General features: G+C 49.9%; 8 protein-coding genes. All 8 read left to right on the top strand.

From position 1 onward, the window contains the following. Positions 1 to 241 precede the first annotated feature (241 nt). Complete coding sequence (locus tag AC1DE7_RS24565) at positions 242 to 1540, top strand: ABC transporter substrate-binding protein (RefSeq protein WP_477535350.1); 1299 nt, start codon at positions 242 to 244, stop codon at positions 1538 to 1540. 472 nt (positions 1541 to 2012) lie between these two features. Beyond that, positions 2013 to 2579 (top strand): TetR/AcrR family transcriptional regulator, encoded by a 567-nt coding sequence (locus AC1DE7_RS24560; protein ID WP_036607516.1) that lies wholly within the window; start codon positions 2013 to 2015, stop codon positions 2577 to 2579. 60 nt (positions 2580 to 2639) lie between these two features. After that, a complete protein-coding gene (locus AC1DE7_RS24555) occupies positions 2640 to 4631 on the top strand; it encodes an alpha/beta fold hydrolase (RefSeq protein WP_477535349.1) in 1992 nt (663 codons plus the stop codon). A gap of 93 nt (positions 4632 to 4724) precedes the next feature. Next, positions 4725 to 5672 carry an aminopeptidase gene (locus AC1DE7_RS24550; protein ID WP_477535348.1) on the top strand — a complete coding sequence of 316 codons (948 nt, stop codon included), beginning with the start codon at positions 4725 to 4727 and terminating at the stop codon, positions 5670 to 5672. A 625-nt stretch (positions 5673 to 6297) separates the two neighbouring features. Further along, positions 6298 to 6717, top strand: coding sequence for a chemotaxis protein CheW (locus tag AC1DE7_RS24545; protein ID WP_164783412.1), 420 nt, complete (start codon positions 6298 to 6300; stop codon positions 6715 to 6717). A 227-nt stretch (positions 6718 to 6944) separates the two neighbouring features. Next, positions 6945 to 10148 carry a DEAD/DEAH box helicase gene (locus tag AC1DE7_RS24540; protein WP_477535347.1) on the top strand — a complete coding sequence of 1068 codons (3204 nt, stop codon included), beginning with the start codon at positions 6945 to 6947 and terminating at the stop codon, positions 10146 to 10148. Between the two features lie 46 nt (positions 10149 to 10194). Further along, a complete protein-coding gene (locus tag AC1DE7_RS24535) occupies positions 10195 to 11007 on the top strand; it encodes a hypothetical protein (RefSeq protein WP_477535346.1) in 813 nt (270 codons plus the stop codon). Positions 11008 to 11414: 407 nt separating this feature from the next. Beyond that, entirely contained in the window at positions 11415 to 12389 is a 975-nt protein-coding gene (locus AC1DE7_RS24530) for a M15 family metallopeptidase (RefSeq protein ID WP_036668590.1), read from the top strand. The last annotated feature ends 204 nt before the right edge of the window (positions 12390 to 12593 follow it).

The following is a 12593-nucleotide window of genomic DNA, read 5'->3' as shown; positions in this document are numbered from 1 at the left end:
CTCAGTAACGTTATTCTGGTGTAAAACGGCGTCAGGGCCCTAAAAATTGATTAAATCGACGAAATAACGTCGCTGTGATTCGTTAGAATGGGAACCTGTGCAAATAGGTGCGAATAACGTGCGCTCGGTTCGTTAGAATGAAAACACGCTTCAAGGGAAGGTTATTCTGTCATCGGAGTGCCAGTGTAAATATTCATTAGTGGAACGGTTATACTGAAACTACTATAGGGAGAGTGTATGTATGAAAAGAATGACAAAGTTGACGTTGCTTATGCTGATTGCTTTTTCGGTAATGCTGGCGGGTTGTGGCAATGGAGATAAGAGCGGCAGTCCGGTCAACACGGATGCTCAGGGTGGTGGCGAGGCCGCTGCTGGAGATAAAACAATTAAGATCTTCCAATTCAAAGTCGAAATCGCGGAAGCGCTCAACCGTCTCAAAGCGGAATATGAATCCTCCCATCCAGGCGTCAAACTGGACATTCAAACCGTGGGTGGCGGTAGTGACTACGGTGCTGCATTAAAAGCCAAGTTTGCCGCTGGCGAACAACCGGACATTTTCAACGTAGGTGGTTATCGTGAATTGGATACATGGCTTGAATATCTGGAAGATCTGTCTGGAGAATCATGGGCCAAGGATGCACTCGAAGTAGCCAAAGAGCCAATGACCAAAGACGGTAAGCTCTACGGACAGCCGCTCGCGCTGGAGGGTTATGGTTTCATTTATAACAAAGACCTCTTCCAAAAAGCAGGTATTACCGAAATTCCAACGACACTGGAACAATTGGATCAAGCTGCACAGAAACTTCAAGCCGCGGGCATTACGCCTTTCTCGAACGGATATCAGGAGTGGTGGGTGCTGGGCAATCATAACGTAAACGTCGCATTTGCAAATCAGGCAGATCCGGTGAAATTCATCCAGGGACTCAACGAAAGTACGGAGAAAATTCCTGGCAACCAAGTGTTCACCGACTGGATCAACTTGCTCGACTTAACGCTGAAATACAGCAACAAAAACCCGCTGACAACCGACTACAATACGCAAGTTACGTTGTTTGCGAGTGGAGAAGCGGCGATGATGCAACAAGGAAACTGGACTCAAGTACAGATCGATGGAATCGATCCAGATCTGAATCTGGGTATCCTCCCAATGCCAATTAACAATGAACCCAATGACAAATTGTTTGTCGGCGTGCCGAACTATTGGGTTGTGAACAAGAATTCCCAAGTGAAACCGGAAGCAAAAGAGTTTTTGGAATGGCTCGTAACTTCGGATATCGGGAAACAATACATGACAAAAGAATTCAAATTCATTCCGGCGTTCAGTTCCATCACGGCATCCGAAGAGGATCTGGGTGACCTCGCCACAGAGATCATGAAGTATAGCCAGGAAAATAAAACACTCAGCTGGAACTTCAACCGTTTCCCTGAAGGGGTTCCACAAGAGTATGGCAGCACAATTCAGGCTTACGTTGCAGGCAAATCGGATAAAGCCGGATTGCTCGACGCATTGCAACAGAACTGGGATAGTCTGAAAAAATAATCCGGATCATGGACGGTATACTATCTGGTCATATTGATTAAAAAGGATGATCCGACCGAAGCTTCAATTTAGGGTAGTTATCCAAATTAACTAGTATCCACAGGTTACCAAAGAAAAAGTTAGCCAATTGAAACAGGTTAGCCAGAAATCTTATTCTGGTTGGCCTGTTTTTGTTTTTCCGAGGAACCAATGACGCTCTCTGAAAAGTTCAAAGTCAGCTATATTCCTGAAATGTGGATAACTCCAAAGCAGTTTAACGATCTAATGACGTATTTAACACAGAGTTAATACTATATGTGGATATCCTGTGTGTATAACACTCTAAATGTGGACAAGTATGGAGTAGCTGGAGTGGGAGGTCCTCTTTTGTTAACAGAAATACTTGTTTTCAACTAATTAGTACTGTATAGTTCTAAATATGACAAATCCAAAAATGAACACGGGACCCGCCAAATCCAAAAGTACCAATCCGGTGAACCGGACCAAGGCAGTTGAAGTGGCGGCACAATTATTTCTACGTCAGGGGTACAGCTACGTCAGCATGGACGAAGTCGTGCGAGTGAGTGGGGTATCCAAGTCGAATATTTATTATCATTTTAAAAACAAGGAGGAGCTACTCCAGGCCGTGGTACAATACTGGATTGCCCAGTATGAGTCGGAGCTGTACCTGCTGCTCAGTCAGCGTGAACGAGGAGTGGAGGAGCGTATCTACTCATTCATGGCATTGCTGTCGGCAGGTATTGAGGGCCGAAATTACGAAGGGAGCTGTCCCTTTGTTACGTTATATATGCAGACACCGGACAGTGCACCCCAAGTGAAGGAAAGCATATCCAGATTCTTTCGTGAACTTAGACCGATGGTGGAGAAGTTGTTTCAGCAAGGTTTGGATCGCGGTGAATTTCGCAAAGAAATCGAACCGGGACCGGCTGCGTTGTTGTTTATTGCCGCATTGGAAGGTTCACTAATCCTAGCGGGAACTGCCCGTGATGTTGGGATTATTGAACAATCGGCACGTACGTTTTGTCAGATGCTTCGTTAATCGAAGCTCTTTTTTTGAATATAACTAGTACTGTATAGTACTAAAAGGAGCCGTAACAGAATGAATGTACATACTAACCGTGTATCCAATGAAGAAAACACTGCAGCACATTCAACAAACATGAATCAGGTAATAAGTAAGTCTGATATGGCAAGTACGACCATTTTTATGACAGGAAGTACAGGTTTTATCGGCAAAGAAACGGTCAAACAACTCACGCAGGGAGACGCACAATTGCTCTTGCTGGTTCGTTCGGAACAGCGAGCCAGAACTGTGCTGAAGGCTTACGGAGTGAAGGACTTCGAAAGGATTACCTTTATTACAGGTGATTTATCCATGTCGGGTCTTGGCCTTACCGCAGTAGATCGGGAGCGTGCTCTTGAAGCAAATGTGATCATTCACGCGGGTGGAACGATGGACGTCACTTTGGAACGAAAAGTAGCCGAGCAGATATTCATGAACGGGGCCAGAGAAGTGGCACAGCTAGCGCAGGAAATCCACGGTACTCATGGATTGAGACACTTTATCCACGTTGTTGGTTATATGAGTCCTTATGGAGAGCGGAATGAACAGGGGAATTATCTACAGGTTGAGCATGTGGACAACAATGAAAGTGCGTATGAAGAGATGAAGTTTCATGCGGATCTACATATTCGCGAGCATGCAGAACAGCATCACTATCCCTTATCCGTTGTAAATCCGAGTACAGTGGTTGGACCACGCCCCACCGGTGAAACCGAGCAAACGGGTGGGATTGGGCTGCTCATTCAGGCGATTCAGAAAGGACTTATGCCGGTAGTGCCGGGAGGTTCATCCTATTGGTTACCGCTTGTGGAGAATGACATTGTTGCACAGACGCTTGTTTTTCTATCCAGGGAAGCTACTCCAGTCGGAGGAACTTATCCACTGTTGGCGCGGAAGGAAGACAGTCCAAATATGAAGGAACTGCTGCAACTCTTGGCGCAGCAATTGGATGTACCCAAGCCGAAAGGGGCTGTGCCACTACCATGGATTCAATGGATCATGAAATCAGGTGGTTCACGCATCAGTGGTGTTCCAGCGGAGTCGGTTGCTTTTATTACCAACAGGTCATTCCCGGTTGAAGAGACGGAGGCTCTGTTCACACGTATGGGGCAATCCTGGCCCGACATCCGGGAACAGCTTCCGCTGGTTACAGCCGATCTAGACTATCGTCTTCGGTATACGCCTTTACCTGAGGGTTTTCCGACAGATTATATTCGGTCTCGAAGTGGAAATATGGCTATGCTTGGTTGGGAGGGTGAGGGAGAGCCTTGGATTATTGTACATGGTTTGCTTCAATCTGCGGATGAGATGTTACCTTTAGGAAAACAGCTTAGGGACCGGACCGGGAACCCGGTATGGTTAATCGATCTCGCTGGATTCGGACGGTCTCCGGTGCATCAGGGGGATGAAGCGTTTGAAGGTCAGGTGGATGCACTGCTTACGGCTCTTGGTGAGTTTGAAGGTCCGGTGAAGCTGGTTGGTCATTCGATCGGGGCTGCTATTGCAGCTGCGGCACAGATGCGTAGCGGGCGGACAGACATTCGACTGGGGTTGCTTCAGCCAGTAGCTAACAATTCGAATCCGAATGTGCTGAGATGGATTTCCCGTTTGCCAAGAGGGGTGATGCGCTCCCTGCTGCGTGGCAGATCGGAGAAAAGTTGGAATCAAATGTTCAGTTCACATAGTGGCGTAGGCGACAGCAGTGTTATGGCTGATACCATGGGCAAGAGAATACGCTCCAGCCTCCAGTCCCCTCGCATTGCAGGAGCACATGCAGACTTGTTGCGCTGGATCCACTCGGGTCAGAGGAAAGGCGCCAGATCAACGTTGTGGGCGAAAATGGAAAGTCAGCATTATGCCAAGAATGTATTAGTTGTGTGGGCCAATCAAGATCAGGAATATCACTATCCCCAGGATATGAACTCACAGGTCAAACGGATAGATGTACCCTATGGACATTACTTTCCGACGTTTCAGTATAAGGAAACAGCTGCAATTCTCGCCGAATGGGCCGATACCTTAAGGTGAGTTCAGGTTTGGACATGCAGGAATCCCGTGCCAATTGTCGAAAGGGTCAAGTCGACTTTTGAGAGCTGAACCAAAGACAGGAGAGATGAATGTATGAGCAAGCAACGTGTGGAAATCAGTAAAAATGTGCTAACGGAATGTCTCGGACTGCGCAACGGAGAGAATCTGGTAGTTATCGCAGACGATATGAAACGGGATCTGGCTGAATCCATCTATGAGGCAGGCAAAGCACTTGGAGCAGAATCAGTCCTGTTAATCATGGAGGAACGCAGCAGATCCGGCGAAGAGCCTCCTGCGCCAATTGCAGAGGCCATGATTCGAGCAGATGTAGCCGTGTGTGTAACGAAATATTCATTAACACATACCCAGGCACGCAAAAAAGCCGCTGCTTCAGGGACCCGAGTGGCAACCATGCCCGGCATGACAGAGGATATGTTTGTGAACGGAGCCATTACAGCTGAATATTCGCAAGTAAAGGCGTTGACCGAGAAGGTAACGGCTCTATTAACCGCAGGTCGCCATGTGCGAATAGAGAAGCAGGGCCATAGTCTTTCCTTTTCCATTGAAGATCGTAACGGTGTACCAAGCACAGGTATGTATTTGAACCCTGGTGAATCGGGCAACTTGCCGTCAGGAGAAGCTTATATTGCTCCCGTTGAGGGCAAGGGTGAGGGCAGTATTGTTGTAGATGGTTCCGTTGCTGGAATTGGGGCACTCCGTGAACCTATGTTATTGACCGTTAGTGAAGGACGGTTGGTGTCAGCTGAAGGACCAGATGGGGCTCAATTACTGGAAACGCTTGGTGAGGGCGATGGTCGTTTTCTCGGCGAATTCGGGATCGGTACCAATAATAAGGCGCGAATCACGGGTGTGGTGCTGGAAGATGAGAAGGTATACGGCACAATTCATGTGGCCTTTGGCAGCAATAACACATTTGGTGGAACGATTGCCGCAGGTGTTCATATTGATGCAGTTGTACAAAAGCCGGACGTGTACATCGATGACAGGCTGATCATGCGTCAGGGTGAATTGGTCGAATAACTACAGCGAAGGAAATTGGGCATGTCCACAACGTGTCCACAGTAATGGATAACTGAAGCGGAAATTCAGATTTTACGTCAGATTTACAAACAAATACACAACATGTCCACATTAAATTAATGAATATCCACATGAAACGCCAAAGATATCCACAGCATGTGTGCAATATGTGCACAACTTATCCACAAATCAGGTATAACTCGTGTTTTCATCCGATAAAACAGTCGTTTTGGAGTAATGAAACAAGTTATCCACAGGAATATCGCTTTTTTGTTCCAAGTATTTGAAAACATAGAAACAGATCCATAATATATGGGGATAAAAAAGACCCGAAATCGGCATAAAGCTGATCTTGGGTCTTTTTTATGAATATAATTTTTCAATCCGATGTCAGGTTACTTACGCTCAATTCTAAAACGACTGACTTCCACCACCCTCCACAACAGGGCAAATGAACAGAGCGGAGACAGCAACCGTAATGCATCGTCTGTTGAAGTTGGCAAAATTGATCTGAAGCCTAAACATTTGATCAAAAATAACCGATACACCAAAGTAACATCTAATGGGACGAAAGTAGTCTGATTATACGGAATGAGAGGATATGGGGATAACTATGGACGAGGGAATGCAATATATTAATTTTTCGGTAGGAGACCAGATCTTTGCACTACGAATTGATGAAGTTCATGAGATCATCAGAATGGTGCAGGTGACAACAGTTCCATTTGGAAGCCCGGAGATCCGAGGTTTTGCTTCGCTGTACGGTAAGGTCGTTTCGGTGGTGAGTCTTCGTGTATTGTTAGGCATGCCAGACCAGGAGGATACCTCTTCTACACGTATTATTGTGGTGCCTTACAAAGGTGGATTTGTACCGCTGATCGTAGATATGGTCGATTCTGTCGTAAGTTACGATCGTTTCGAGGAACCAGCTGAGGAACACCGTCGTTTCATGCTTGGCGTTTTTGACAAAATCGGGTTCTGTGAAGATCATCGTGCAGGTATTTTGAACCTCGATGTATTACTGGGCAGCTTGATCAGATCATAGGAGTATAACGATCCGTAATTCTTTCAATATTCAGTATTATCCTTCGGTTTACCCAAATGTTCCTCATCCGCTTTTCGGGAGAAGGGACATTTTTTTGTGCCGCTAGGGCGTTTTCAGACACGCCCTAACCATCGAAATAACCACTTTTTATGGGCAAAGGTTTTTAAATCCGGTCATTTTCGTATATGATGGAGAGTAACAATGCGAAGGGATGACGGGAGACTTTAATGATGCAATCGCTGTATGGAGTATGGCTTGGTGACGTATTTTTTTGTTTTTCCGGTGAAACATCGGAACCACGTGTGGATGCATGGAGCCACGTGGTAAGAAGGTTGAATTTTGGCGACGGGGGTCGTCTGTTTCAGCCTGCCGCTCTGCGTCTTGCGGAGCTGCGCTGGCCGAATCCGCTAAGGAACACGGCTGAAGCGAAGAACACGAAGCGGCGTCAACTGCTGGGACGCACATTGGAAGGATTGGCAGTCTCGCCTAAGGATGCCTTCAGGCTGCTGCTGCAATGGGATGACCGTTTGTTAAATGCAGCCGGAATTCAGGTTGGAGAAGAGATGCGTTACTGGATCAAGGCGGCGCAGTTCACACAGGAGCTGCTGTTGCGGGGAGCAATTGCTCCATCGGCTGAATTCGCAGCAAAGACCGGAGCACGGCGACGGACCGGACAAGAGACATTAACAGGTGTATGGCGGCCACGCTTGCAGCAGGAGGAGGACATCGAACGCTTCCGCGATCTTGCTGAAGCGATGCCTCCGATTGGACTTTCTGCTCCTGGAGCTTATGCTTCATTGGAACCGGAAACGCGTGAAGAAGCAGGGGCTGCGGTATTATTTTCATTCATGAGTGGCATGATTCATGCTGTGGTGACAAGTGAACTGGAGGGCATGGACAGTGAACTGTCCCGTTACCGCACCCCATATCGACGCGGATCTTCGCCAGTAGCCGAACTCTGGTGGAACAGTCTGATCTCGATGTTCCGTCCTGTGACGGTGCAAGGGCCGACGGACGATATGACAGCGTTTATTCATACGTTGCAAGAAGTTGGTGGAACGTCAATGCCAATCGTGGGAGCAGAAGAGATGGCACCTGCTGAAGGCCAATTGAAGCTGGTGCTCCGCTTGGAGCCACCGCTGGGCGAACATGAAACGATCTGGGGGATCAGCTTTTGGGCGGACAGTGAGCAGGAACCAAGCTTGAGGTTGCCTGCACGGACTATCTGGGCACATCCAGAGCGAGATCTGGACCGGGGGAAGGTGTTATATACCTCGGCGGCAGAGCAATTATTGATGGCACTCGGGCAAGCAGCAGAAATGGCACCTGAACTGGAGACGGCGCTGCTTACCGCTCGTCCGGAGGAAATTAAGCTGGAGCAGCAGGGTTTCTTTGAGTTTCTCACGCATGCGGTTCCACGTTTGCAGAAGGCCGGGATAACCGTTCTCATGCCTTCAAGGTGGAGTCGAGCCGGGAAACGTCGTGCGGGACTGCGTCTGCAGATGTTGAATCGGGGAACAGAGCGGTTGCCTGGAGCCACATCGGCACTGGGCATGGAACAATTGGTTGCTTTCAAAGCGGAGCCTATGCTAGATGGTAAACCGGTCACAGCGGAGGAACTGGCAGCATTGGCTGAATCCACAGTTCCGTATGTCATGTTCCGTGGTGAATGGATTGAAGTGGATACAAAAGAGATTCGCCAAGTTCTGCGTTATATGAAAAAAGAAGAAGAACAATATATGCCTCTCTCCGAATGGCTGCATCTGGCAGCGGATGAAGGGGAGGATTCCGCATGGAAGGGCCTCTCCGTCTTTGGTGCCGAATCTGATGGGATGCTTGCTTTCCTGCTCGATGGACAGGTGCTTCGCAGTATTGAGCCTCGTCAGGTTCCGGCAGAATTGCATGGTGAACTCAGACCTTATCAGGAACGAGGTTACCAATGGTTATCCGCGATGCGTGAGCTGGGCTTTGGCGTATGTCTCGCGGACGATATGGGACTTGGGAAGACGATTCAAGTAATTACCTGTCTGCTAGACCGCAAACACGAGGAACGCCAGGTAGCTGAAGAGGAAGCCCGTGAGAATGAGCTGTTGAATGGATCAGATCATTCTTTCCCGGCGGATCAGCACACGCATGAGCAGCCTGTTCATCTGCCTGCACTTATTGTGTGTCCTACCTCGCTGCTTGGAAACTGGCAGCGTGAGCTGAAGCGGTTTGCCCCGGATCTGTCGCTATATATTCATCATGGCGGACAACGGCTGCACGGGAACGAATTCCAGGCAGAAGCGCAGACGCATGACATTGTACTGACGACCTATCATCTGGCAGGCAGAGATGGCCCGGATCTGGCTTCGTTGCACTGGTCCACCATTGTGCTGGATGAGGCACAATATATTAAGAACTACCGTACCAAACAAGCGCAAAGCGTAATGCGCCTGTCTACACTTCATCGTATTGCGATGACGGGAACGCCTGTAGAGAACCGGCTGAGCGAACTTTGGTCGATTTTCCAGTTTCTCAATCCGGGGTATCTGGGCACAGCTTCATCGTTCCGCCAGCGGTATACAGGACTGGGGCCATCCGAGGAAAATGCAGCATCCTTGCGTGAGCTTCATCGACTGGTATCTCCATTCATGCTGCGCAGGCTGAAAAGCGATCCGGATATTCGCAAGGATCTGCCAGAGAAGCTTGAACTGAAATCCTATTGTTCCCTGACGCCGGAACAGACGGTGTTGTACCAGCGTGTGGTGGATGATCTGATGGGGGGGCTGGACGGCAGAAATGGCATTGCCCGTAAGGGGATTGTGCTGTCCTCCCTGACCAAGCTCAAGCAGATCTGTGATCATCCGGTGCTGGCGGACAGCAATCGGAAAGACCACGGCAAGGCTGAGGCATCTGGTAAGATGGAACGTTTGCTTGAACTGCTGGACGCCATCCGTGATAACGGGGAATCTGCCTTGATTTTCACGCAGTATGTTGCTATGGGAGATCTGCTGGTATCGAGGTTGAAACAGCGATATGAGGAAGAACCTTATTTCCTGCATGGTGGTGTGTCGAAGGCGCAAAGAGATGATATGGTGGAGACTTTCCAAAAAGGAGAGGGGCCGTCCATGTTTGTTCTATCTCTTCGTGCCGGAGGTGTGGGTCTGAATCTGACACGGGCGAGTCATGTTGTTCACTATGATCGGTGGTGGAATCCTGCGGTTGAGAACCAGGCGACGGACCGTGTATTCCGAATCGGGCAGAATCGCAACGTGCAGGTGCATAAGTTGATCTGTCAGGGAACACTGGAAGAACGGATTGATGAGCTGATTGAGAGCAAGAAGGCACTCTCCGAGCAGGTCGTTGGTTCGGGTGAGAACTGGCTGACCGAGATGTCGGATGATGAGCTGCGTGGCCTGATTTCTCTTCAGGGTGAGACGTGGCTGTGACCTTGAACATTCAGGGGAATATAGATGTTGAGAAAGGGGGATTATTGTGAGCGAAAAATGGAAGATCGAGCTGCATATGTCCCCCGGTGGATGGACAGCAGAAGTAAATACAGCAGCGGAAGCGGACCAGGAAGTTTCCGTTTCCGCTTCCGCTGTTGAGGGCAAGACCGGATCGGCCGCAGGCATGTTCACGGTCACGGGAACGCCCGCCCGACTGAGCGAAGCCCAGCGCGAGGCTGTACTGGCTCAGCTGCGCAAGCGCCCGCTGACGCTGTACGCCCTGCTGCGCGGCGGCCCGGCGTCCGAGGAGCTCGCCGGGCTGCTGCCGGCTACGCAAGCGCCCGAGGGCTCGCCAGGTGCAGCAACGGCCAGTGCGGCCGTGGCATGCACCTGCGGCCGCCCGGGCTGCGCGCATGCCGCGGCCGCTGAGCGCGCCGTAGCCGCGCGCCTCGCGGCCGAGCCGCTGCTGCAGCTGGCGCACGCCGGCCTGCCGCGCGAAGCGCTGCTCGCCGGCGTGCTGGGGGCATGGGCGGAGGAACTCGCCCATGATCCCAGCGGCCCCGGCCGCGCAGCGGAAACGGCTGGCCGCCCGCAAGTGCGCGGCGGCGAAGGCGGCGCTGCCGTCGGCGAGTGGATCGCCGAGGCCGCCGCGGACGGCGCCATGCACCAGCCGGGGCCGGGCTTTGGCGCCGTTGAGGTGCGCCTCGCGCAGCCGGGCAAGCCGCCGGCCTTGTCGGAGCTGACGGCGCTGCTGCCGGGCGTGCCGGCCACCGCAGGGCTGGATTTGATCCGCGAGCGTGTAGCCGCGCGGATGTGGCAGGCTGTCCAGAAGAAGACGGACAGCCCAGCAACCAAATGATGCACCCATTAGAGCGGGGGAGATCTCAGATCACCCCTGCTTGTTTTTATTGCAGCATGTTGCATTATTTGATTTAATTCATTTCCCGGTACAAGATGAATTTTGTCTTTATCCAACAATGCTAATGCTCATTAATAAAGTGCATCTCGGTATAATCAATTTTTTGCATATTGGATATATGAAGGTATATTCCCATTTCACTTCTATTGTGTACAGCACGGGGATGTTGCTCTAAAAGTCCAAAAAACGATCATACAGGCTGTACAGCCCGTATAAGTTCATTCGGATCTCTTCTAAAGGAGGTCTTTACCGGTGGAGCTTCGCTCCCAATTAAGGTATACTGTCGCAGGGAACATTGCACGCTGAGAACTATATAACATTTATATTATTGCGATAGGAGTTTTTACATGAAATCAACTACAGGAAGACAGCGCCGCATGGTGGTTATGCTGTCCTCATTGATGATATGCGGAGCATTGCTTGCCGCGTGCCAGAACGGTTCAGGCACAGAGGAAAGCCAGAATCCGAATGGAACAGGTAACACTCAACAGGAGACGGACGGCACAACGGTTCATTTTACGGAGGATAAAGGAACGGATGGCGACAATGCTGGCGGGGATGACACATCATCTTCTGGCAACAGCGGTGAAGGCACGGATAGCGAGTCTGGGAATGCTTCAGCGGGCGAAGGGCAGGGCTCTTCGGACAATGGTAATGGCGCGACAGGGGAAGATCCATTGCTGGAGAAACGCAGTATCAGCGCACTGCAAACGACGATTGATGCACAATCTGTGGTGACCAATGCCGAGTCTATGACCGTCATTGTGAACAAACAACGGAGTCTGCCTGACGGTTACGAGCCGGACGATCTGGTAGAGCCGAATGTACCGTTCTCCTTCGACGAACCACACGAGAAGCGGCATATGCGCAAGGAAGCTGCGGAGGCACTGGAGAAGTTGTTTGCAGGTGCAAAAGCGGATGGCATTGAGCTTCGTGCGGTATCCGGTTATCGTTCATATCAGCGTCAGGTATCCATCTATAACAATAATGTCAAAACCAAAGGTCAAGAATACACGGATCGCGTGAGCTCTGTGCCAGGCCGAAGCGAACATCAGACGGGTCTTGCCATTGATGTATCCAGCCCGAGTGTGGGCAATGTGCTGGAAGAGGTATTTGGCACATCGAAGGAAGGCCAGTGGTTGGCTGAACATGCTGCAGAATACGGATATGTCATCCGTTATCTGCAAGGTGAAGAAGATACCACAGGTTACGTCTATGAGCCTTGGCATATCCGGTACATCGGTACAGATTTGGCACCGGATGTGGCGAAGAGTGGGTTAACTCTAGAAGAATACTTCGATGAGGCTAATATCAAGTTGTAATCAGGCCAACCTATAGTTTCCATTTGATTAGTTAATACTATCTCGTTATGAACAGGTCCCAGGAAGCGCATCATTTGTTGAACAGATGGTGCCCTTCCTGGGACTTTTTTTTGTACATCGAATTTTGGTATATCAAATATGTGCGAAGAAGAAGTTCCAGCCAGCTTTAAGTTTTAATTTTTTGTTCGGGATTCGAATGGGCTG

The organism is Paenibacillus sp. 10L310 (assembly GCF_056395745.1).
The sequence above is the reverse complement of the archived record's forward strand: the minus strand, read 5'-3'. Positions and strand labels throughout refer to the sequence as shown.

Excerpts from the sequence above, each read along its gene's own strand:
- AC1DE7_RS24540 (WP_477535347.1), top strand. The coding sequence starts at position 6,945 with ATGATGCAATCGCTGTATGGAGTATGGCTTGGTGACGTATTTTTTTGT.
- AC1DE7_RS24555 (WP_477535349.1), top strand. The coding sequence starts at position 2,640 with ATGAATGTACATACTAACCGTGTATCCAATGAAGAAAACACTGCAGCA.
- AC1DE7_RS24545 (WP_164783412.1), top strand. The coding sequence starts at position 6,298 with ATGCAATATATTAATTTTTCGGTAGGAGACCAGATCTTTGCACTACGA.
- AC1DE7_RS24565 (WP_477535350.1), top strand. The coding sequence starts at position 242 with ATGAAAAGAATGACAAAGTTGACGTTGCTTATGCTGATTGCTTTTTCG.
- AC1DE7_RS24550 (WP_477535348.1), top strand. The coding sequence starts at position 4,725 with ATGAGCAAGCAACGTGTGGAAATCAGTAAAAATGTGCTAACGGAATGT.
- AC1DE7_RS24530 (WP_036668590.1), top strand. The coding sequence starts at position 11,415 with ATGAAATCAACTACAGGAAGACAGCGCCGCATGGTGGTTATGCTGTCC.